Consider the following 23,264-nt stretch of genomic DNA (forward strand, 5'->3'; position numbering starts at 1 on the left):
GGGGCGCGAAGCGAGCCCGGGACCCATACTCCCAGGCGGTGGTTATAGAGCGAGCTGGTCACTCCGAGCCTTCGCCAAACTACTCCCTGGGGTTATGGGTCCCGGATCGGCGCTCCGCTTCGCTGCGCTTGTCCGGGACGACACCATTTGCTCGGTTGGCAGCGCCTCAACTCATCTACACCACGCTCAAGAATTCCGCCGCGTCGCATTCGCGGCGATCGCGGCCGCGGCGGTCCGGTTCTCGACGCCGAGCTTGGCGTAGATCTGCTCCAGGTGCTTGTCGACGGTGCGCGGGCTGAGGCCCAGAATTTGCGCGATGTCGCGGTTGGTCTTGCCCTTGCTGAGCCAGGCCAGCACCTCGCCTTCGCGCGTGGTGAGGCCGAGCTCGCTGGTGAATTCGGGCGGCAGCGCGGTGCCGGCTTCCTTGGACAGCCGCAGCAGGAATTCGTTCGGCGCGGTCTCGCCCATGTAATAGAAGCGGAGCTGCGGACTGTCGGGCAGCGACGCGGCCTGGGATTTCGAGCCGCTCTTGGCCTTCGCCTGCTCGAGCCATTGCAGCAGCGTCGGCGGCAGCACGAAGTCGTCGGTCTGCGCGCCGTGATGATCGGATAGCAGCTTCTGCGCCTGCGGCGTCGCCCACAGCAAATGGCCCTGGCGATTGACCGCGAACAGGAAACGGCCGGAGACGTCGAGCGCGGCGCGCGCGCTTTGGGTCAGCCGGGCGTTGCCGAGATGGACCCGGATGCGCGCCAGCATCTCCTCGATCACGATCGGCTTGGTCACGTAGTCGACCCCGCCGGCTTCCAGTCCACGCACGATGTGCTCGGTCTCGGCAAGACCCGTCATGAAGATCACCGGGACGTTGGCGAGACCCGCATCGCGCTTGAGCCGGCGGCAGGTCTCGAAGCCATCGATGCCGGGCATCACGGCATCGAGCAGGATGATGTCGGGCGTGATCTGGTCGATGATGCGCATCGCCGCGGCGCCGTCGAGCGCCACCATCACCGTCATGCCGGCGCCGTCGAGCGCGTCGGTGAGCAGCCGGAGCGTCTCCGGGGAATCGTCGACGACGAGCGCGACGTCGCGCTTCTTCGATTCAATGCTCATAAGCATGCAACGTCTTCAATGTGTCCATGTACTGGTCGAGATCGAAGCGATCGACCAGCGACCGCATCTGCGCGACGAAGTCGGCATGCTCGGGGTGCTCGCTGCCGATCTCGTCCAGCTTCAGCTGGATGCCCTTGACGTAGCCGATCTGGCCGAGCCCGATCAGCGCCTCGATGTGCCGCAGCGGCGGCTTCGATCCGGTCTCCGGATGCCAGAACGGCACCGCGACCTCATGCGAGCCGTATTGCCATTCGATCTTGAGAAGCTGGCGAATCGTCGCCAGCAGCCGCGGGATGTCGATCGGCTTCATCAGGTAGCCGTCGTGGAAGGGCTGCGCCAGCGGCGCGCCATGAGCCTCGAGCGCGCTTGCCGACACCATCAGGATGCGGGCCTGATGATGGCCGCTGGCGCGCAAGGCCTCGGCGACCGCCCAGCCGTCCATGGCAGGCATCGAGATGTCGAGCAGGAACAGATCGGGCCGGCAATGCTGCGCCAATGCGAGGCAGCCGGCGCCGTCGGGTGCGCTGAGCAGGATGAAGCCGAGCGGCGTCAGCACCTCGCGCAGGAGGTCGCGATGCACGGGATCGTCGTCGGTGACGAGGATGGTCTTGCGCGGGCCGTGATACCCTGAGACCGGCGCCTCCACCGGCGCGATCCGCTGGGGATTGGCGACCTCCGAGAGCAGGATCTTGACCCTGAAGGTCGAGCCGGTGCCGACCGTGCTCGTGACCTTGATGTCCCCGCCCATCACGCCGGCGAGCAGGCGGCTGATGGTGAGCCCGAGGCCGGTGCCGGTCTGCGGCTGCGACGCGCCGAGCGCACCCCGCTCGAATGGCGCGAAGATGCGTTCGAGGTCGTCGCCCTGGATACCCGGGCCGGTGTCGATCACCTCGAACTCGGCGACCGGGCTGCGGTAGTGCACCACGAACTGCACGCTGCCGGACTGGGTGAACTTGATGGCGTTCGAGAGCAGGTTGATCAGCACCTGACGCAGCCGCTTCTCGTCGGCATAGACCACCCGCGGCAGCGTCGGCGGCCGCCTGAACACGAAGTCGATGCCCTTGGCGGCGGCCTGGAGGCGGAACATGCCGACGAGCTGGTCGAGGAACTCGCTCAAGCGCACCTCGTCGCGCGACAGATACAGCCGCCCCGCCTCGATCTTGGAGATGTCCAGGATGCCGTCGATCAGGCCGGAGAGATGGTCGGCGCTGCGGCGGACGACGCGGACCTGGTCGCGCGGCTTGGCGCCGAGAGTCGTATCCTGCTCGAGCAGTTGCGCATAGCCGCTGATCGCATTGAGCGGCGAGCGCAGCTCGTGGCTCAGCCCGACCACATAGCGGCTCTTGGCGAGGTTGGCGGATTCGGCGACCTCCTTGGCACGCTGGAGCTCGGCATCGGTGCGCTTGTGCGCGTCGATCTCCTGGATCAGCAGCGCGGTCTGCCGCCGCGTCTCGGCCTCGGCGGCGCGGCGGCTCTGCTGCGCCAGCACGAACAGCCACGCCACCACGCCGATGATGATGCTGAGCGAGAAGAACACCTTCCAGAGCACGTCGGACACGAGCTCGTTGTCGCCGTGCACGTTCGCCGACGTCTGTAGATAGATGAGTCCCAGCACCAGGGCGATCAGGCCGGCGGAGACCACGAACACGCCTATATAGTGGCCCACTTGCGAGTTGATCCGGGCGTAGATCGGCTGCGGCATCAGCCGGCCCAGCGTTTCCGACACCTGCGCCTGGAATCTCGCATGCGGCTTGCAGAGATCGTGGCAGCGCGCGTCCAGCGAACAGCACAGCGAGCAGATCGGGCCGGCGTAAGCGGGGCAGGAGGCCATGTCCTCCGGCTCGAACGAGTGCTCGCAGATGCAGCACTGGATCGCCTCGATGTTCTGCCAGCTCCGCTTCGGCTTGCGGGCGATGTAGTATTTGCCGTCCGTGGCCCAGGCGATCAACGGTGCCGTGAGGAAGGCCGCCGCGAGCGCGATGAAGGCCGACAGCGCCTTCGCGGTCGGCCCGAACAGGCCGTAGAAGGCGCTGATCGAGACGATGGTCGCGATCGTCATCGCTCCCACGCCGACTGGATTGACGTCGTAGAGATGCGCGCGCTTGAACTCGATCTGCTGCGGCCGCAGTCCGAGCGGCTTGTTGATGACGAGGTCGGCGACCAGCGCGCCGACCCAGGCGATGGCGACGTTGGAATAGAGCGCCAGCGTCTGCTCCAGGGCCTTGTAGACGCCGATCTCCATCAGCAGAAGGGCCACGACGACGTTGAAGACCAGCCAGACCACGCGCCCGGGATGGCTGTGGGTCAAGCGCGAGAAGAAATTCGACCAGGCGATCGAGCCGGCATAGGCGTTGGTAACGTTGATCTTGACCTGCGACAGGATCACGAAGGTGCCGGTCAAGGCCAAAGCGAGGTCGGGCTGCGACAGCACATAGCGGAATGCTTCGAGATACATGTGCGCCGGCTCGGCGGCTTCTTCGGGCGGCACGCCGTGGCTGAGTGCGAAGAAGGCGAGGAACGAGCCCGCCAGCAGCTTCAGCGCGCCCAGCACGATCCAGCCCGGCCCCGCGCTCATCAGCGCCATCCACCAGGAGGCCCTGGAGGCGCGGCGGTCGCGCGGCAGGAACCGCAGGAAGTCGACCTGCTCGCCGATCTGCGCCACCAGCGAGAACACGACCGAGGCCGCAACGCCGAACAGCAGGAGATCGAAATGCCCGTTGAGGTCGCCGTGCTCGCCGGAGAACTTGTGCCACTCCGCAAAGGAGCGCGGGTTGTGCCAGGCGATCGCGGCAAACGGAATGATGTGAAGGATCACCCACAGCGGCTGCGTCCACAATTGGAAGCGGCTGATCAGCGTGATGCCGTAGGCCACCAGCGGGATGATGACGACGGCGCTGATGAGATAGCCCACCGGCCGCGGAATCCCGAAGCACATCTCGAGTGCCGACGCCAGGATCACGGCCTCGATCGCGAAGAAGATGAAGGTGAAGGAGGCGTAGATCAGCGAGGTGACGGTCGAGCCGATGTAACCGAAGCCGGCACCCCGCGTCAGCAGGTCGATGTCGATGCCGCATTTGGCGGCATAATACGCAATAGGCACCCCGCAGCCGAAGATGATGATGGAAACCACGACGATGGCGGCAGTCGCGTTGGTGACGCCATAGTTCAGCGTGATGGTCCCGCCGATCGCCTCCATCGCCAGGAACGAGATCGCGCCCAGTGCCGTGTTGGCGACGCGGGCGGCGGACCAGCGCCGCGCGCTCTTGGCGGTGAAGCGCAGGGCGTAATCTTCCAGCGTCTGGTTGGCGACCCATTGATTGTACTGGCGCCTGACGCGGTCTATTCGCTGCCGCCCTGCCACTTAACCCCACTCCCGATACGGACCCGGACCCCTCGCAAATTCCGTACCAGAAGCCTACGTCGGCATTTTGCGGTGCAGTATACGCGATCTTGCGTATGCGTGGGCTGCATAAATTCGAGCCATCCTCACGGGCACCAATCGCGTGTTCTCGAACAAAAGTGGGGTGCTCATGTCAGACGAAGCAAACAAGGGCCTGTTGTCGCCGCTGCGGCGCAAATTATTGATGGGAATGGCCGCGGTCCCGGCCATCACCATGCTGCCGCGCGGGTCATTTGCGCAGGCGCCGGCGACCTCGGCGGTCAACACCACGGGTCTGGCCGTCACCGACACCGAGGTCACGGTCGGCATCCTGCATTCGGCGACCGGCACCATGGCGATCTCCGAGACCGGCTCGATCCAGGCCGAAAAGCTTGCGATCGAGCAGATCAACGCGGCCGGCGGCGTGCTCGGCCGCAAGATCAAGTTCATCCAGGAGGACGGCGCATCGGACTGGCCGACCTTCGCCGAGAAGGCGAAGAAGCTCCTCGTCAACGACAAGGTCGCGGCGATCATGGGCTGCTGGACCTCGGCCTCGCGCAAGGCGGTGCTGCCGGTCGTCGAGCAATATAACGGCATGCTCTACTACCCGACCTTCTACGAAGGCCTCGAGCAGTCCAAGAACGTCATCTATACCGGCCAGGAAGCGACCCAGCAGATTCTCGCCGGCCTGAACTGGATCGCCAAGGAGAAGGGCGCCAAGTCCTTCTTCTTCATCGGCTCGGATTACATCTGGCCGCGCACCTCCAACAAGATCGCGCGCAAGCACGTCGAGAACGTGCTCAAGGGCAAAGTGGTCGGCGAGGAATATTATGCGCTCGGCTCGACGCAGTTCAATTCGGTCATCAACAAGATCAAGCTGACCAAGCCGGACGTGATCTTCACCGACGTCGTCGGCGGTTCCAACGTCGCCTTCTACAAGCAGCTCAAGGCGGCCGGCATCGATCTCTCCAAGCAGGCACTGCTGACGATCTCGGTGACCGAGGACGAGATCGACGGTATCGGCGGCGAGAACATCGCGGGCGCCTATGCCTGCATGAAGTACTTCCAGTCGCTCGACAATGCGAACAACAAGGCTTTCGTCTCGGCGTTCAAGAAGATGTGGGGTGAGAAGACCGTGATCGGAGACGTCACCCAGGCTGCCTATCTCGGCCCGTGGCTGTGGAAGCTGACGGTCGAAAAGGCCGGCTCTTTCGACGTCGACAAGATCGCCACGGCTTCTACGGGTGTCGAGTTCAAGGGCGCGCCGGAAGGCTATGTGCGCATCCACGAGAACCATCACCTCTGGTCGAAGACCCGGGTGGGGCGCGCCAAGCTCGATGGCCAGTTCGAGCTGATCTACGAGACCGCCGATCTCGTCGAGCCGGATCCGTTCCCGAAGGGTTACCAGTAAGAAGCGTTACCGTTAAGACGCGGCGTCCGCCGCACCCCCTCAAGGCAAAACCGCTCCCTGGCGTGGATCGCAAGTCCATGCCTCAAGCCCCCGCGTCGCGAACCTGCTCGCGACGCGGGACCCTTTCCCGACGGAGGACATGGATGTTCGGCGACTATTCGATTGGCGACCTCGGCTCGATCTTCGTCATGCAGGGGTTTGCCGGACTGATCCTGTTCTCCGTCTATGTCCTGATGGCGCTCGGCCTTGCGATCATCTTCGGCCAGATGGGCGTCATCAACATGGCCCATGGCGAGTTCATGATCCTCGGCGCCTACGTCACCTGGATGACCTCCAACCTCTTCCAGGCCTATTTGCCGAGCCTGTTCAGCGGCTACTTCTTCCTCGCCATGATACTGGCCTTCCTCGCCTCGGGCGCGCTGGGCATGCTGGTGGAATGGGGGTTGATACGGCACCTCTACAAGCGCCCGCTCGATACGCTGCTCGCCACCTGGGGCCTCAGCCTGATGCTGCAGCAGGCCTATCGCTCGGTGTTTGGCGCGCGCGAGGTCGGCGTCGAGCTGCCGCAATGGATGCTGGGCTCGCTCCGCGTCACCGACAGCATCGAGGTGCCGATCAACGGCGTCTTCGTGATGTGCCTCACCGTGCTGATCACCATCGCCGTCGCCTACGTCCTCTACATGTCGCGCTGGGGCCGCCAGGTGCGCGCGGTCGTGCAGAACCGCATCATGGCCGGCGCGGTTGGCATCAACACCGAGAAGGTCGACCGCTACACCTTCGGCCTTGGCTGCGGCATCGCCGGTGTCGCCGGCAGCGCCTTCACCATGATCGGCTCGACCGGGCCGACGTCGGGCCAGCTCTACATCGTCGACACTTTCCTCGTCGTCGTGTTCGGCGGCGCCGCCAGCCTGCTCGGCACCATCGCCTCGGCCTTCTCGATCTCGCAGACGCAATCGACGCTCGAGTTCTTCATGTCGGGCTCGATGGCCAAGGTGCTCACGCTGCTCGCCGTCGTCGGCATCCTGATGCTGCGGCCGCAGGGTCTGTTCGCCCTCAAGGTCCGCAAATAACGAGAAGCAGGCAAGTCATGATCATCAACTCACGCTTCTTCAACCGATCCGAACTGATGGGCTTCATTGCGCTCGCCGCCGTGCTGTTCGTGATCCTGCCGCTGACGCTGGATGTCTTCCGCCTCAATCTGGTCGCGAAATATCTGACCTACGCCTTCGTCGCGATCGGCCTCGTGCTGTGCTGGGGCTACGGCGGCATCTTGAGCCTGGGGCAGGGCGTGTTCTTCGGCCTCGGCGGCTATTGCATGGCGATGTTCCTCAAGCTCGAGGCCTCCAGCGTCGAGAACACCAAGATCCAGTCGACGCCCGGCATTCCCGACTTCATGGACTGGAATCAGATCACGGCGCTGCCGTTCTTCTGGCAGCCGTTCCACAGCCTCACCTTCACCATCCTCGCCATCATCCTGGTGCCCGGCCTGTTCGCTCTGATCATCGGCACCGCGATGTTCAAGCGCCGCGTCGGCGGCACCTATTTCGCGATCATCACCCAGGCCGTCGCCGCCATCCTCACCATCCTCATCGTCGGCCAGCAGGGCTATACCGGCGGCATCAACGGCATGACCGATCTGCGCACGCTGAAGGGTTGGGACATCCGGCCCGATCACGCCAAGATCATCCTGTACTTCGTCGAGGTGGTGCTGCTGTTCGCCTGCATCGGCATCGCGCAGTTCATCCGCCTGACCAAGCTCGGCCGTATCCTGGTGGCGATGCGCGAGCAGGAGGACCGCGTCCGCTTCTCCGGCTACAGCGTCGCCAATTTCAAGATCTTCGCCTTCTGCATGGCCGCGATCTTCGCCGCGATCGGCGGCGCCATGTTCGCGCTCAACGTCGGCTTCATGTCGCCGTCCTTCGTCGGCATCGTGCCGTCGATCGAGATGGTGATCTACACCGCGGTCGGCGGGCGGATGTCGATCTTCGGCGCGGTCTGGGGCGCCATCCTGGTGAACTTCGCCAAGACCAGCCTGTCGGAATCCTTCCCGCAACTCTGGCTGTTCGGCCTCGGCGCGCTGTTCATCGCGGTCGTGCTTGCTTTCCCGAACGGCTTGTCCGGGCTCTGGGCCGATTACGTGCAGCCGCGCATCGACCGGCTGTTCGCCTCGCACAAGCCGAAGGAGAACTGGACCGACAATTCCGTCGCCGACGGCGCACCGGCAGAGTGAGGAGGCGATCATGCTCATCGGTCATCAGCCGAAGGACTTCCTGCTCGCGGTCTCCGGCCTCACCGTCTCGTTCGACGGGTTCAAGGCGGTCAACGATCTCTCGTTCTATGTCGAGGAGAACGAGATCCGCGTCATCATCGGCCCCAACGGCGCCGGCAAGACCACGGTGCTCGATTTGATCTGCGGCAAGACCAGGGCGACCTCGGGCTCGATCCAGTTTCGTGGCAAGGAGCTCACGAAGATGAGGGAGAACGAGATCGTGCAGACCGGCGTCGGGCGCAAGTTCCAGACGCCGTCGGTGTTCGAGGATCTGACCGTGTTCGAGAACCTCGAGATCTCGTTTCCGCGCGGCCGCACCGTGTTCGGCTCGCTGACCTTTCAGCGCGATCAGCTGGTGAAGGACCGGGTCGAGGAGGTCGCGGAGATGATCTTCCTCAAGGACAAGCTCAATACCTATGCCGACGAGCTCAGCCACGGCCAGAAGCAGTGGCTCGAGATCGGCATGCTGCTGATCCAGGATCCCGACCTCTTGATGCTCGACGAGCCCGTCGCCGGCATGAGCGTGTCCGAGCGCGCCAAGACCGCCGAATTGCTCAACCGCATCATCAAGAACCGTTCGGTGCTGGTGATCGAGCACGACATGAAGTTCGTCGAGGACATCGCGCACAAGGTCACCGTGCTGCACCAGGGCCAGATCCTCTCGGAGGGGACGATGGAGAAGGTGAAGAACGATCCCAAGGTCATCGAAGTGTACCTCGGTCACTAGCGCATGATCCCGGAAAGTGGCGTCCGGTTTCCGGACAAGATCATGCGCAAGAAGCAAGGAGCAGGCTGATGCTGGCTATTTCTGATCTCCACGTCGCCTACGGCCAGAGCGAGGTGCTGCACGGGCTCAACGTCAAGGTCGCGGCGAACGAGATCGTTGCGATCATGGGCCGCAACGGCATGGGCAAGACCACGCTGATGAAGTCGCTGATGGGCATCCTGCCGGCCAAGAGCGGCTCGGTGAACATGGATGGCGCCGAGCTCGGCAACCTCAAGAGCTTTGAGCGCGTCGCCAAGGGTCTCGCCTACGTGCCGCAGGGCCGCATGATCTTCTCCACCATGACGGTGAAGGAGAACATCGAGACCGGGCTCGTCGTCTCCGGCGGCTCCGAGGTGCCTGACGACATCTACGAACTGTTCCCGGTGCTGCTGGAGATGAAGGGCCGCCGTGGCGGCAATCTCTCCGGCGGGCAACAGCAACAATTGGCGATCGCGCGCGCGCTCGCCACCAAGCCGAAGGTGCTGCTGCTGGACGAGCCGACCGAAGGCATCCAGCCCTCGATCATCAAGGAGATGGCGCGCACGTTGAAGCGCATCCGCGACGAGAAGGGGCTGTCGATCGTCGTGTCCGAGCAGGTCCTCAGTTTCGCGCTCGACATCGCCGATCGCGTGCTGGTGATCGAGAACGGCGAGATCGTGCGCGATGATCCGCGCGATGCCGTCGATGCCGCGCAGGTCTCGAAATATCTGTCCGTCTAACCAACCGTGTAAAAGGGGAGCATCTCGATGCCAGAGACACTGATCAAGGTCGATCTCACCAAGTCGGCCTATGAAAACGACATGGTGCACAACCGCTGGCACCCCGACATCCCGATCGTGGCCTGGGTCAATCCCGGCGACGATTTCATCATCGAGACCTATGACTGGACCGGCGGCTTCATCAAGAACAACGATTCCGCCGACGACGTGCGCGACATCGACCTGTCGATCGTGCACTTCCTCTCCGGCCCGATCGGCGTCAAGGGCGCCGAGCCCGGCGACCTTCTCGTCGTCGACCTGCTCGACGTCGGTCCGCTCAAGGAGAGCCTGTGGGGCTTCAACGGCTTCTTCTCCAAGCAGAACGGCGGCGGCTTCCTCACCGACCATTTCCCGCTGGCGCAGAAGTCGATCTGGGACATCAAAGGTCTCTACACCTCGTCGCGTCACGTGCCCGGCGTCAACTTTGCCGGTCTGATCCATCCCGGCCTGATCGGCTGTCTGCCCGATCCGAAGATGCTGGACACCTGGAATAAGCGCGAGGCCGAGCTGATCTCGACCAACCCGACCCGCGTGCCCGGCCTTGCCAATCCGCCGTTCGCGCCGACCGCCCATGGCGGCCGCGCCAAGGGCGATGTGAAAGCCAAGATCGGCGCCGAGGGTGCGCGCACCGTGCCGCCGCGCGAGCATGGCGGCAATTGCGACATCAAGGATCTCTCGCGCGGCTCGAAGATCTACTTCCCGGTCTACGTCCCCGGCGCGGGTCTTTCGATGGGCGATTTGCACTTCAGCCAGGGCGACGGCGAGATCACCTTCTGCGGCGCGATCGAGATGGCCGGCTGGCTCCACCTGAAAGTCGAGGTGATCAAGGACGGCATGTCGAAATACGGCATCAAGAATCCGATCTTCAAGCCGTCGCCGATCACGCCGAACTACAAGGACTATCTGATCTTCGAGGGCATCTCGGTGGACGAGGCCGGCAAGCAGCACTATCTCGACGTCCACATCGCCTATCGTCAGGCCTGCCTCAACGCCATCGAATATCTCAAGAAGTTCGGCTATTCCGGCGCCCAGGCCTATTCGATCCTCGGCACCGCGCCGTGCCAGGGCCACATCTCCGGCGTCGTCGACGTGCCCAACGCCTGCGCCACGCTATGGCTGCCGACCGAGATCTTCGACTTCGACGTGATGCCGTCGGCGGCCGGACCCATCAAGCACATCACCGGCGACATTCAGATGCCGATCTCGCCGGACAAGTGACGCCGCGCTCCCTCTCCCCGTTCTCACGGGGAGAGGGTTCGGGGTGAGGTGCTGTCTCCACACGCACGGTGGCAGCGAGTTGTGTGAACAGGCAAGAGCGTAGGTGATGCGATGCCGGTCTACGAATATCTCTGTGACGACTGCGGTCCCTTCAAGGACCTGCGCCCGATGGCGGAATGCGACGATCCGCAGAGCTGCCCACACTGCGAGACGATGGCGCCCCGCGTCATCCTGACGGCGCCGAACTTTTTCTGCATGCCGGCGGAGAAGCGCAAGGCGCACGCCGTCAACGAGCGCAGCACGCACGCACCGCAGACGCTGGCGCAATATAAGGCCTCGCACGGCCCGGGCTGCGGCTGCTGCTCCTCGGGCAAGACCGTGAAGGACAAGAGCGCGGCGGATAGGACAAAGCCGGCGCGGCTGATGACCAAGAGCAGGAGCGGCGCCAAGGGCTTTCCGACCGCACGCCCCTGGATGATCAGCCACTAACCCACGCCAGCATCAGACAACAGGAGCGCTCCACATGCTTCACGGTGACATCTCCAGCAGCAACGACACGGTCGGCGTCGCGGTGGTCAATTACAAGATGCCCCGCCTGCACACCAAGGCCGAGGTGCTCGACAACGCTCGCAAGATCGCCGACATGATCGTCGGCATGAAGGTCGGGCTGCCCGGCATGGATCTCGTGATCTTCCCGGAATATTCCACACAAGGCATCATGTACGATGCCAAGGAGATGTACGAGACGGCGTCAATGGTGCCGGGCGAGGAGACCGCGATCTTCGCCGAGGCCTGCCGCAAGGCCAAAGTGTGGGGCGTGTTCTCGCTCACCGGCGAACGCCACGAGGAGCATCCGCACAAGGCGCCCTACAACACCCTGATCCTGATGAACGACAAGGGCGAGATCGTGCAGAAGTATCGCAAGATCATGCCTTGGGTACCGATCGAAGGCTGGTACCCCGGCAATTGCACCTATGTCTCCGAGGGGCCCAAGGGTCTGAAGGTCAGCCTGATCATCTGCGATGACGGCAATTATCCGGAGATCTGGCGCGACTGCGCGATGAAGGGCGCGGAGCTGATCGTGCGCTGCCAGGGCTACATGTATCCGGCCAAGGAGCAGCAGGTCATGATCTCCAAGGCGATGGCCTGGGCCAACAACGTCTATGTCGCGGTCGCCAATGCCGCCGGCTTCGACGGGGTCTACTCCTATTTCGGCCACTCCGCGATCATCGGCTTCGACGGCCGCACGCTCGGCGAATGCGGCGAGGAGGATTACGGCATCCAGTACGCCCAGCTGTCGAAGCATCTGATCCGCGACGCGCGCCGCAACGGCCAGTCGCAGAACCATCTCTACAAGCTCGTTCATCGCGGCTACACCGGCATGATCAATTCCGGCGACAGCCCGCGCGGCGTCGCCGCGTGCCCGTATGACTTCTACAAGAACTGGATCAGGGATCCCGAAGGCACGCGCGACATGGTCGAGGCAATGACCCGCTCGACGCCGGGCACCGAGGAATGCCCGATCGACGGCATCCCGAACGGCGCGGCGGCCAGCAATTACTGAGCCGTGGCCGATTCCGCCTTACCCTCCCCTGGAGGGCCCCTGGAGGGGGAGGGTCGATCGCGCGTAGCGCGAGCGGGGTGGGGTGATCCCTCCTCTCGGGCGCTGTTGGATGGGGAGAGACCGTCACCCCACCCCGTCTCACATTTCGCTACGCTCCATGTGAGCCGACCCTCCCCCTCCAGGGGAGGGTAAGAAAGAGGCGTTACCGCTTCTGCTCGGTGGGCCTGCGCGGGGGCCGCGGCGGCGCCGGCGTGCCGCTCATCTTGTTGGCGGCCTCGCTGACGTCGAGCAGCGAGCGGCGAATGTCGTCGAGGTAGGCCGCCGATTTCTTCTTCATGGTGCGGGCAAGCTCGTGCAGTCCCTGGATCTTCTCGAACAGCTCGTCGGCCTTGCCGTCGACGAAGCCCGGCACCGCGCCCTCGATCTTGGCGACCGCCTTGTCGAAGCCCGCAAAGGCGCTGTCGACCTTGGCCATGACCGAATCGATCTCGGCGCCCTTGCTCCTGAGGTCGGCGGTATAGGTCTCGAACGTGTGCAGGCCCTCCTTGATTGCGGGGGCGTTGTTCACGATGGTGCGGTCGACGCTGTGCAGGGTTTCGACGATGGTTTCGGCGTCGCTGAGATCGGCCGTCAGCACCGGGATGCCGTCCGCGTCCAGCGGCACCGGCGGTGCAGAGGGGGCGCCGCCGATGAGTGAGATCGCGGCAATGCCGGTGAGGCCCTGGAACTCGATTCCGGCCACGGTGTCCTTGCGGATCGGCGCGGTGTTGTCGAGCATGACGAGTGCCACGATCCTGCGCGGACTATCCAGCTTGATCGACAGGATCTGGCCGGCGGGCACGCCGTCGAAATTGACCGGCCCGCCGCGGCGCAGCCCGCTGGCGGAGCCGCCCTCGAACACCACGCGCAACTGGCTGCGGCTCTGGATGGTGCGCCATTTCTGCGCGCCGAGCAGGCCGCCGAACGCCACGGCGATCGCCGCCAGCGTTGCCGTTCCGATCACAAGATTGCTCGCGCGTGCCATGCAGGGGCGATTTTACGGCCAAAGCGGGGAAGTTGGAAGAAGGTCACGATGGTACGTAGGGCGGGTTAGCGAAGCGTAACCTGCCAACGCCTCGCGCGTGGATGCACCGAATTGGTGGATTACGCTGCGCTAATCCACCCTACGGACCTACGCACCTCAATGCCCGGCCGCCCGCTTTGCCGCAGCATTGTTCAGCACGATCAGGGCGTCGACGGCCACACCCGTCCTGGTGTTGATCAGGAACGGGTTGATGTCGATCGAGGCGATGCGATCGCCCGCATCCGCGATCAGGTTGGATAGCCCGACCAGCGCCTTCACCGCCGAGGCCTCGTGCAAGACCGGCCTGCCGCGATAGCCGCGCATCTTGACGCCGGCCTTGGTGCGGCCGATCAGGAGCCGTGCCTCGCTCTCATCCAGCGGCGCGCCGGCGAGCGCGACGTCCTTCATCAGCTCGATATCGATGCCGCCGGTGCCGAACAGCACGACCGGCCCCATCTCTGCATCGAGCGAGGCGCCGACGACGAGCTCGAGCTCGGCCTTGACTTGCTGTGCGATCAGGATGCCGTCGAGCTTCGGCTTGCCCTTGAGCTTCGCCACGCGCGCGGTGATGTCGGCGAACGCCTTCTTCACCTCGGCTGCGCTGTTGAGGTTCAGCACCACGCCGCCGATGTCGGACTTGTGCAGGATCTCCGCACTGACGAGTTTTGCCACGACCGGAAAACCGATCTGCTTGGCAATCTTGATGGCGTCCGCCGCGGTCTGTGCGATCGCCTCCTTCGAGATCGGAATGCCGTAGGCCTTGAGCAGCTTCTTCGAGGCGACCTCGTCGAGCGCAGCACCGGTCGCCGATTTCAACGTCTTCTCCAGCACGGCGCGGGCGGCGGGTTTCGAGCTCGAGACGATATCGGGCACCTCCTTGCGCAGCTTCGCATAGGCGAGCAGCGACTTGATCGCGGTCACCGCGCGGTCCATGCCCTGCATGACCGCGAGATGCGGCAGCGACTTCCGCAAGTCCTTGGTGTATTCGGTGAAGCCGATCGACATCGCGCTGATGTAGATCACCGGCTTGCCCGCCTCGCTCGCCATCTCGTTGACGATACGCAAATTGCGCTCGCGCAGCTCGTGCGGCGCCTTCGGCAGCTCGGCATCGACGATGACGATGTCGATATCGGGGTCGTCGATCATCAGCTTGATCGACTTCATGTAGACGGAGGGATCGACCACTGCGGCGAAGCCGGCATCGAGCGGATTGCCGACGATCGAGCCGGGGCCGAGCATCTTCGCCAGATCCGCGCTGACATGCGGGCTCAGCGGCGTGAAATTCAGGCCTGCGGCATAGAATGCGTCGATCAGCATGCCGCGCTTGCCGCCGGACAGCGTCACAGCGGCGAGCCGGTCGCCTTTCGGAACGGCCGCGTGCACGAAGCACTCGGTGGTCTCGATCAGCTCGTCGAGGCCACCGACCCGGATCACCCCTTCGCGCGTCGCGATCGCGTCGAACGTCTCGATCGAGCCGGCGAGCGCGCCGGTATGGGCCATCGCCGCGGCGCGGCCGCCTTCGGAGGCGCCGAGCTTGAGCGCGATCACGGGCTTGCTCGCCGCGCGCGCCGCCTTGCAGGCATCGCGGAACGCCTTGGTGTTGCGCACGCCTTCGAGATAGACGACGATCACCTTGATGCTCGGATCCTCGGCGAAGTAGCGCATCAGATCCGGCGTCTCGAGCCCGGCCTCGTTGCCCGTGGTCACCATGTAGCCGACGCCGACACCCCGGTCTTCCAGCGTCTGGCGGATCGCCATGACGATCGCGCCGGATTGGCCGGCGATCGCCACCGCGCCCTGCTCCATGGTGACGAAGCGATCGTCGATATTGGTGAAGAGCTTTTCGCCGGCGCTCAAATTGCCGAGGCAGTTCGGGCCCGTGACCGCGAGCCCCGTCTCGCGCACCGCAGCCTGCAATTCGGCAGCGAGCTTCTGGCTTTCGTCATCCTGCAGCTCGCTGAAGCCGGAGGTGACGATGGTGGCCGACCGCGCGCCGGCTGCGGCGGCGTCGCGGATCACCTGCACGGCAAAGCGCGCAGGCACCAGCACCAGGACGTGATCGGGCTTCTCCGGAAGACTCGCAAAATCCTTGTAGCAGGGAACGCCCCAGACGGTATCGCGCTTGGCGTTGACCGGATAGAGCCCGCCTTCGAAACCGTACTTGATCAGATTGTTCCAGATGCGCTCGGCATAATTGCCGGGCTTGTCGGTCGCGCCCACCAGCACGATGTTGTGCGGGTGCAGCATTGCGTGGATGCCCTTGACGATGTCGCTGGCATCGGGCGGCGGAGACCATGGACGTGATGCGGGCGCAGCAGACACACGGGCTTCCATGGCGTGACCTCACCTGTTGTTCTTATTGGTGTCGCGTCACTCTGTTCTATGGCGAGTCCTTTGGCAACTGTGTGGCCGGTATGCCGTGTGGTGGAATGAAGCGCGCACCGGTGCGTGTCAGTCCGATCGGCGATCTAGCCGTCGGCGCCAATCAATGTCGCATGCACGATGTAGCGCCCGGGGCCGGATGTGACGGCATCGAATGGCCAGCAGGTCGCGAGAACAAGCTCGAAACCCTGTGCCATGGGATCGATGCCGGATGCATCGAAGCGAACCACGGCCGAGGAATCCGCGCGATAGCGAAAGTGTCGACCGTCACTGCGCGTGACATCGATGATGTCGCCAATGGCAACATCCTTCAGGAAGCGGAAATGAGTGTCGCGATGGGCGGCATAGACGGCGATCCCGCGTTCGCCCGCATCAGCCGTGTGCTGGATATGACCGGGCCCGAAAGCGAGCGCCTGTCCGCTCGTGCCTTCCAGTACGATGGCGCTGGCACCGATCCGCTTCACCTCGATCCGCGCGACCGGCCAGGTGTCGGCCCAGGACCAGGGCTTTACCGCCTGTCCCGTGGCAATGCTCCGGTCGAAGGCGCGCTCCAGCAGCACCTGCGCCAGCCACGCCTTGGCGTGGATATAGGCGCCGTCGCCGAACAGGAAGAGGCCGACAAGCGCGAGGACCAGCGGAGAGATGAAGCGGGGCATTGTGTTTCGTCTCCCGTCATTGCGATAGCGAAGCGAAGCAATCCAGACTGTCTCCGCGGCGGCAGTCTGGATTGCTTCGTCGCTTCGCTCCTCGCAATGACAGTGAAAAAAGGCGCGCGCGGCCGTTTGGAAGGGACGGGCAGCCGCGCGCGCTAACAGAGGAGTCGGGGAGCTCCTCTCTCAAGCGGCGTCAGTGAGCAAGGTCCGACGCCGGTTGAACACGAACACGATCAGGGCGAGCACGATCAGGATGAAGCCTGCGATCATCTTCAGCTCGGCCGAGGTCGCGGTCTTGGGCAGGCGGATCGCATCGGGCGCAGCAGGCATAGGCCGTCGCGTTGCCGGCTGATTGCGCGCGTCGGCATGGCGCTCGTGCAGCTGCGTTGGCGTCAGATGCGGCCGCTCGCCGAACACTTTCTCGAACTCCCAGCCCGCGGGCAGGTTGATCGGCAGTTCGCTGAGCTTGAGCGGTTCGCCTTCGGGACGGCTTGGCGTCTTGTCGACCGCGACGAGGCTGGTCAGCCGCGTGACGATCTGATGGTCGAGCGCCAGCGCCAGGATCGCCTTGTCAGCTTCCTCCGGCGTCATCTCGCGCAGGGTGCGCGCGACTTCCGCATCGGCGATCTTCCGCCTGGCCCAGAGCTTTGACAGGCCCTTGCCTTCGGCTGCGTTTTGCAGCGGCAGCGTCACCGACCACGGACGGTCGCCGACGCGGCCCTTGATCTCGAGCGAGCCTGCGAGCTTGTCGAGTCTCGCCGCCAGCACCAGGGGCTCGTCGCGATAGACGTCGGGGATGATCGCCGGGGTGACGTCGGCATTGGCCTCGGAAAACCTTGCGGTGAGGCCGGTCACGGCCGGATTCTCCAGCTTGGCGAACAGGCCGCGCATGCGCTCCTCCACCTGCTCGGTGGAGCCGATATGGGTGAAGGCGCCGCGGCCGAGCTCGGCGGCACGGGTCATCAGATAGGTGTTGGGCGCGGACCCGATGCCGACCATGAAGACGCGCGAGCGGCCGCGCATCGTCGTGATCGCATCGAACAATTGCTGCTCGTTGCCGATCGCGCCGTCGGTCAGGAACACGACCTGGCGGACCATGCCGGTGTCGCCGAGCCTGTCGGTCAGCGCCGCGCGCATCGCCGGCACCATCTCGGTGCCGCCGCGCGCCTGCAAGGCGCCGACGAAGGAGGTCGCCTCGCCGACATGCGCAGCATCGGCCGGCACGGAGGCCGGAAACAGCATGTCCATGGTGTCATCGAAGCGGATCACGTTGAAGCGGTCATTCGGCTGCAGGCGGCCGAGAGCGTAGAGCAGGCTTGCCTTGGCCTGCACGATGGACGTGCCGCCCATCGAGCCGGAATTGTCGATCACGAACACGACCTCGCGGGGCAGCGGCTTCTGCGCCGCCTGCTCGGCGCTCGGCGGGGTGACGAAGGCGAGCAGGTAATCGGCATCGCCGATGTGCTCGCGGAACAGTCCGACCGAGGGCGCTGTCTCGGCAGCCGGCTTCCAGGTCAGCTCGAAATCACGGTCGGCGGGCACAGCACCGTCGGCGAGCGTCACCACGCGCGTCATGTTATCAGGGCTTTCCGTCTTGACGGCGTGATGGTGGCTCTTGACCTCGCCGAGCGCAAAGCCGGCCCGCAGGCGCACAATGATGCTGGTCGGATTGAGCGGCGGATGTTTGGCGGGATCCAGCACAGGCGGCGAGATGCGCTCGCGATCCGGCACCGGGTCCGACGTCGCCGCGCCCCAGCCCGAGCCGTCCTTGCGGAAATCGACGCTCTGGATGATCGGTGCGGGATTGTAGCGCGGTCCGACCACGAGCGGCAGGCGCAACGAATATTCGTTGCCGACTTGATGCACCGGCTCCTGGTACTCGATCTGCACCAGCACGGTTTCGCCGGGACCGATATTGGCGACCGAGTTGGTGAAGATGTTCGGCCGCTCCTGCTCGGTAAGCGCGGCCTTCTGGCCGGCGCGGCGCGCCTCCTCGTAGATCACGCGCGCTTGCTGCCGTTCCTTGATGTCGCCGATGATGACGCGGTCGCCGACCACCATCTTCAGTGTGTCGACGGCGCCGCCGGCCGCGAGCGGATAGACGTAGGTGGCCTCGACCCAATCCTTGGTCGGGTTGCGGAATGCTTGCGTGACGCGGGCGCGCAAGGTCGGGCCCGACACGGTGATGTCGATATCGGTCCCGAGGCGAATCGCCTCCGTGGTAGTGCCGTCCTCTTTCAGTAGCAGGCTGCCCGACCGTGCTTCGCCGGGCTGGAGCAGGCTGGCCTGTTCGGTCGTCGCCGACCAGCTCGCCCCGAAACTCACCAGCAGGGCCAGGAAGGCGACCAGCATCACGGCGATGCCCTGCGCCAGAAGGAACAGTCCGACCTTGATGAGGCGGCTCAACAGCGGGTGGTCGTCGCTATCGGCCGTGTCGTAGGCGTTCATTTGGCTTGCTCCGAAGCATGTTTGCTAGTCCTCAGCATCCGCCGGCGGGGCGGGATTTCGCGAGCAGAATGATCGGCAATGTTCCGCCGCGGCCGGCCCAGGCTCGCTTGAGCCGGGGCGGTCATGTGCGGTTTTGTGCTGGTTTGTCCGCCCTGCTAGAGTGACCGGCCTGGAGCGGGGCTGACGATGCAGATGCAGGACAAACTCACGGACAAGCAGCTTTCGGACGAGCAGAGCCGCGAGATCGCCGAGACCATTCGCGAGGAGCTCGCCCGGCGCCGGATGTCCCGGCAGGCGCTGGCCGAGCAGGCCAAGCTCAGCCTGTCGACGCTGGAGAAGGTGCTCGGCGGCCGGCGGCCGTTCACGCTGGCGACGACAGTCCGGCTGGAGCAGGCGCTCGGCGTTTCCTTGCGCAAAAATGTCGTCGCGGCGGCGCCTCCCGCCGCAAACGACGTCGCGCCCGACAGTCTCGGCTCCTATGCCCATCGCGCGGTGACCTGGCTCGAGGACGTCTACATCACCCTGCGGCCGTCGTTCGGCGACAAGGATGCGATCTTCGCCTATCGCACTGAGATCGCCTGGGAGCCGAAGCTCTCGTCGCTGGTCTTCCGCGAGGGCGATCGGACCGATGCCGCCTACGAGCATACCGGCGAGGTCGCCGTTCCCCATCAGTCCGGCTTCATCTACCTCGTCATCATCAAGCACGGCCAGCACCGCGTGATCACGGTGTCGCGGCCGACGGTATCAGGCGAGATGTACGGCATCATCTCGACGCTGCGCGCCGGGCCCGGCTCGCAGCTCACGCCGATCGCCGCGCCGATCGCCTATGTGCCGCTCAGGAATATTCCAAAACCCTCCTTGGGCCGGGTTGCGCCCGAGGATCCCAACCACGCCTTGTATCGAAAGCACTTGCGCCGCACGGTGGAAGAGCCGTTTGCGCTGTTTCTGACGTTGTGACAGCAATCCGCTGGGGGGGTGCGTTGCTGGCTTGCTCGAAGGGTTCGCGCCGATCAGCCACTCCGCGCAAGTGAACGGCCCAGGTTAAAGCCATGGTGGCCGGGACGAATCCGGTCGAGGCAAGTCTCGCGATGAAGAGCCCGTTCTATACCGCCGAGCACGACGCGTTCCGCGACGCGATGCGGCGGTTCGTCGAGAAGGAGATCGCGCCCTTCGCCCATGAATGGGACGAAGCCGGCGAATTCCCGCGCGAGCTCTATCGCAAGGCGGCCGAAATTGGCCTCTTGGGACTTGGATTCCCGGAAGAATATGGCGGCGTCGCCGCCGACCAGTTCATGAAGATCGTCGCGAGCCAGGAGCTTGCGCGCGCCGGCGCAGGCGGCGTCAGCGCCAGCCTGATGAGCCATACGATCGGCTCTCCCCCGATCGCGCGGGCCGCACGCGCCGAGGTGAAGGCGCGCGTGCTGCCGCAGGTGCTGGCAGGCGAGAAGATCTCCGCACTGGCGATCACCGAGCCGGGCGGCGGCTCCGACGTTGCCAACCTGAGCACGCGCGCGCGGCGCGACGGCGATCACTACGTCGTCAGCGGGGAGAAGACTTTCATCACCTCAGGGATGCGTGCCGACTACCTGACGGTTGCGGTGCGGACCGGCGGCGAGGGCGCCGGCGGCGTCAGCCTGCTCCTGATCGACGGCGATACGCCCGGACTGTCGCGCACCAAGCTGAAGAAGATGGGCTGGTGGGCCTCCGATACCGCGACGCTGTATTTCGATGCATGCCGCGTGCCCGCCGCGAACCTGATCGGCGAGGAGGGCCAAGGCTTCAAGATCATCATGCAGAACTTCAACAGCGAGCGCATGGGCATGGCCGCGAGCTGCACCGCCTTTGCGCGGGTCTGCCTTGACGAGGCCATCGCCTACGCAAAGGAGCGCAAGACCTTCGGCAAGCCGCTCGCGCAGCACCAGGTCATCCGCCACAAGATCGTCGACATGGCGCAGAAGGTGGCGGCATCGCAAGCGATGCTGGAGATGCTGGCCTGGCGGCTCGAGCAGGGCGAGAGCCCGGTCGCCGAAATCTGCATGATGAAGAACCAGGCGACGCAGACCATGGCTTTTTGCGCCTCGGAGGCCGTGCAGATCTTCGGCGGCGCCGGCTTCATGCGCGGCATCAAGGCCGAGCGCATCTACCGCGAGGTCAAGGTCAACGCCATCGGCGGCGGCACCGAGGAGATCATGAAGGATCTGGCCTCGCGGCAGATGGGGTTGTGACTACGGCCGTCATTCCGGGGCGCGAAGCGAGCCCGGAATCCATCGGGCCGCAGACACCGTAGACAAATGGATTCCGGGCTCGCGCTACGCGCGCCCCGGAATGACGAGAGGACAAAATGTTATTCACCGCCGATCACGACGACATCCGCCGCTCCCTGCAGAAATTCATTGCGGGCGAGATCAATCCGCACGTCGATGCGTGGGAAAAGGCCGACATCTTCCCCGCGCACGAGCTGTTCAAGAAAATGGGCAGCCTCGGCTTCCTCGGCCTGAACAAGCCGGTCGAATTCGGCGGCTCGGGCCTCGACTATTCCTACGCGCTGATGATGGCGGAGGAGCTGGGCGCCATCACCTGCGGCGGCGTGCCGATGGCGATCGGAGTGCAGACCGATATGGCAACGCCCGCACTGGCGCGGTTCGGCTCGGATGAGGTGCGGCGCGAATTCCTGGCGCAGTCGATCTCGGGCGATTACGTCGCCTGCATCGGCGTCTCCGAGCCCGGTGCGGGGTCGGACGTCGCCTCGATCAAGACCCAGGCGCGCTCTGACGGCGACGATTACGTCATCAATGGCGGCAAGATGTGGATCACCAACGGCACCCAGGCCGACTGGATCTGCCTGCTCGCCAACACCGGCGACGGCCCCGTTCACCGCAACAAGTCGCTGATCTGCGTGCCCATGAAGGCCAAGGGTGTCACTGTCGCGCGAAAACTCGACAAGATGGGGATGCGCTCCTCCGACACCGCGCAAATCTTCTTCGACAATGTCCGCGTGCCCAAGCGCAACCGGATCGGCGAGGAAGGCCAGGGTTTTACCTACCAGATGATCCAGTTCCAGGAGGAGCGCTTGTGGGGTGCGGCCGCCTGTCTGAAGGCGCACGAATACATCATCGATCAGACCATCGAATACACCCGCAACCGCAAAGCATTCGGCAAGTCGATCCTCGACAACCAGGTCGTGCACTTCAAGCTCGCGGAGATGCAGACCGAGGTCGAGCTCCTGCGCGCGCTGATCTATCGCGCCGGCGAGCAGCTGGTCGCCGGCGAGGATGTGACGCGGCTCGCGACCATGGCCAAGCTGAAGGCCGGCCGGCTCGGCCGCGAGCTCACCGACGCCTGCTTGCAATATTGGGGCGGAATGGGCTTTACCAACGAGACACCGGTCAGCCGCGCCTATCGCGACAGCCGCCTGACCTCGATCGGCGGCGGCGCCGACGAGGTCATGCTGATGGTCCTGTGCAAGATGATGGGCACGCTGCCCGGCAGCAAAGGGAAGGCCTGATGATCACGCTGTATCACTGCGACGCCGCACGCTCGTTCCGTCCGCTCTGGATGCTGGAGGAGATGGGGCTGCCCTATGAATTGAAGATGCTGCCGTTCCCGCCGCGCGTCTTCGCCAAGGACTATCTCGCGCTCAATCCGCTCGGCACCATCCCCTTCTTGATCGACGGCGAGACAAGGATGACGGAATCCTCCGGCATCTGCCATTACCTCGGCATCAAATACGGCCCGACGCCGTTGATGGTCGGTCCTGAGGATCCCGCCTACGGCGCGTTCCTGAACTGGATGTATTTCAGCGACGCCACGTTAACCTTCCCGCAAACGCTGGTGCTGAGATACACACAGCTCGAGCCGGAGGAGCGTCGCAACCCGCAGGTCGCCACCGATTACGCGAAATGGTTTCTGGGGAGACTGCGCGCGGTCGAGGCAGCGACCGCGACTGCCGAAACATTGTGCGCGGGCCGCTTCACCGCCGCCGACATCGTCATCGGTTACGCGCTTCGGCTCGCGAGCAATATCGGGCTTGCCAAGGATTTCGGGCCAAACGTCGCAGCCTATTGGGCGCGCCTGCAGCAGCGCGAGGGTTTCAAGCGCGCGGTCGCTGCGGAGCAAAAGGCCGGGCAAGAGCAGAATGTTGCGCCGAGGGTGAGGGCGTAAGGGAGACCGTCATTCCGGGGCGCGGAAGCGCGATCCCGGAACCTTGAGATTCCCGGTTCGCGCTATTGGCGCGTCCACGACGCGC

General features: G+C 64.6%; 18 protein-coding genes. 12 read left to right on the top strand and 6 right to left on the bottom strand.

Annotated features, from left to right (window positions below; genetic code table 11):
- Nucleotides 1-186: 186 nt before the first annotated feature.
- Complete coding sequence (locus XF30_RS05195; protein ID WP_502696078.1) at nt 187-1,113, bottom strand: response regulator; 927 nt, start codon at nt 1,111-1,113, stop codon at nt 187-189.
- Nucleotides 1,097-4,468 (bottom strand): hybrid sensor histidine kinase/response regulator, encoded by a 3,372-nt coding sequence (locus tag XF30_RS05200; protein WP_109142110.1) that lies wholly within the window; start codon nt 4,466-4,468, stop codon nt 1,097-1,099. The genes XF30_RS05195 and XF30_RS05200 overlap by 17 nt, the downstream gene beginning before the upstream one ends.
- A gap of 169 nt (nt 4,469-4,637) precedes the next feature.
- Between XF30_RS05200 and urtA the strand changes: the two genes are divergently transcribed.
- The 8 genes from urtA (at nt 4,638) to XF30_RS05240 (ending at nt 12,472) form a co-directional block, all read left to right on the top strand.
- Nucleotides 4,638-5,897, top strand: coding sequence for an urea ABC transporter substrate-binding protein (gene urtA / locus XF30_RS05205; RefSeq protein ID WP_036002134.1), 1,260 nt, complete (start codon nt 4,638-4,640; stop codon nt 5,895-5,897).
- Nucleotides 5,898-6,040: 143 nt separating this feature from the next.
- Entirely contained in the window at nt 6,041-6,967 is a 927-nt protein-coding gene (gene urtB, locus XF30_RS05210; RefSeq protein WP_036002129.1) for an urea ABC transporter permease subunit UrtB, read from the top strand.
- A 17-nt stretch (nt 6,968-6,984) separates the two neighbouring features.
- The gene (gene urtC / locus XF30_RS05215; RefSeq protein ID WP_192893039.1) at nt 6,985-8,127 is read left to right on the top strand and encodes an urea ABC transporter permease subunit UrtC; all 1,143 of its coding nucleotides are present in this window, start codon (nt 6,985-6,987) and stop codon (nt 8,125-8,127) included.
- Nucleotides 8,128-8,137: 10 nt separating this feature from the next.
- Nucleotides 8,138-8,893 (top strand): urea ABC transporter ATP-binding protein UrtD, encoded by a 756-nt coding sequence (gene urtD / locus XF30_RS05220; protein WP_036023985.1) that lies wholly within the window; start codon nt 8,138-8,140, stop codon nt 8,891-8,893.
- A 68-nt stretch (nt 8,894-8,961) separates the two neighbouring features.
- Nucleotides 8,962-9,651, top strand: coding sequence for an urea ABC transporter ATP-binding subunit UrtE (gene urtE, locus XF30_RS05225; RefSeq protein WP_036002119.1), 690 nt, complete (start codon nt 8,962-8,964; stop codon nt 9,649-9,651).
- A 27-nt stretch (nt 9,652-9,678) separates the two neighbouring features.
- Nucleotides 9,679-10,908 carry a formamidase gene (gene fmdA / locus XF30_RS05230; protein ID WP_028133835.1) on the top strand — a complete coding sequence of 410 codons (1,230 nt, stop codon included), beginning with the start codon at nt 9,679-9,681 and terminating at the stop codon, nt 10,906-10,908.
- A 111-nt stretch (nt 10,909-11,019) separates the two neighbouring features.
- A complete protein-coding gene (locus tag XF30_RS05235) occupies nt 11,020-11,397 on the top strand; it encodes an FmdB family zinc ribbon protein (RefSeq protein ID WP_109142111.1) in 378 nt (125 codons plus the stop codon).
- 34 nt (nt 11,398-11,431) lie between these two features.
- Nucleotides 11,432-12,472 (top strand): aliphatic amidase, encoded by a 1,041-nt coding sequence (locus XF30_RS05240; RefSeq protein ID WP_036023905.1) that lies wholly within the window; start codon nt 11,432-11,434, stop codon nt 12,470-12,472.
- A gap of 202 nt (nt 12,473-12,674) precedes the next feature.
- On the opposite strand, the gene XF30_RS05245 is transcribed toward XF30_RS05240, so the two are convergent.
- The 4 genes from XF30_RS05245 to XF30_RS05260 form a co-directional block, all read right to left on the bottom strand.
- Nucleotides 12,675-13,496 carry an MlaD family protein gene (locus tag XF30_RS05245; RefSeq protein WP_109142112.1) on the bottom strand — a complete coding sequence of 274 codons (822 nt, stop codon included), beginning with the start codon at nt 13,494-13,496 and terminating at the stop codon, nt 12,675-12,677.
- A 156-nt stretch (nt 13,497-13,652) separates the two neighbouring features.
- On the bottom strand, nt 13,653-15,869 hold the full coding sequence (locus XF30_RS05250) for an acetate--CoA ligase family protein (protein WP_109142113.1): 2,217 nt from the start codon (nt 15,867-15,869) through the stop codon (nt 13,653-13,655).
- A 134-nt stretch (nt 15,870-16,003) separates the two neighbouring features.
- The gene (locus XF30_RS05255) at nt 16,004-16,573 is read right to left on the bottom strand and encodes a class GN sortase (protein WP_109142114.1); all 570 of its coding nucleotides are present in this window, start codon (nt 16,571-16,573) and stop codon (nt 16,004-16,006) included.
- A gap of 180 nt (nt 16,574-16,753) precedes the next feature.
- Nucleotides 16,754-19,018 (bottom strand): marine proteobacterial sortase target protein, encoded by a 2,265-nt coding sequence (locus XF30_RS05260; RefSeq protein WP_109142115.1) that lies wholly within the window; start codon nt 19,016-19,018, stop codon nt 16,754-16,756.
- Between the two features lie 186 nt (nt 19,019-19,204).
- Between XF30_RS05260 and XF30_RS05265 the strand changes: the two genes are divergently transcribed.
- The 4 genes from XF30_RS05265 (at nt 19,205) to XF30_RS05280 (ending at nt 23,179) form a co-directional block, all read left to right on the top strand.
- Nucleotides 19,205-19,975: a helix-turn-helix domain-containing protein gene (locus XF30_RS05265; protein ID WP_057025963.1), complete on the top strand. Its 771-nt coding sequence runs from the start codon at nt 19,205-19,207 to the stop codon at nt 19,973-19,975.
- 131 nt (nt 19,976-20,106) lie between these two features.
- Nucleotides 20,107-21,243 (top strand): acyl-CoA dehydrogenase family protein, encoded by a 1,137-nt coding sequence (locus XF30_RS05270; protein WP_109145575.1) that lies wholly within the window; start codon nt 20,107-20,109, stop codon nt 21,241-21,243.
- Between the two features lie 116 nt (nt 21,244-21,359).
- A complete protein-coding gene (locus XF30_RS05275) occupies nt 21,360-22,523 on the top strand; it encodes an acyl-CoA dehydrogenase family protein (RefSeq protein WP_109142117.1) in 1,164 nt (387 codons plus the stop codon).
- Nucleotides 22,523-23,179 carry a glutathione S-transferase family protein gene (locus XF30_RS05280; protein ID WP_109142118.1) on the top strand — a complete coding sequence of 219 codons (657 nt, stop codon included), beginning with the start codon at nt 22,523-22,525 and terminating at the stop codon, nt 23,177-23,179. The genes XF30_RS05275 and XF30_RS05280 overlap by 1 nt, the downstream gene beginning before the upstream one ends.
- The last annotated feature ends 85 nt before the right edge of the window (nt 23,180-23,264 follow it).

The organism is Bradyrhizobium sp. SUTN9-2 (assembly GCF_003122645.1).
Lineage (GTDB): Bacteria > Pseudomonadota > Alphaproteobacteria > Rhizobiales > Xanthobacteraceae > Bradyrhizobium > Bradyrhizobium yuanmingense.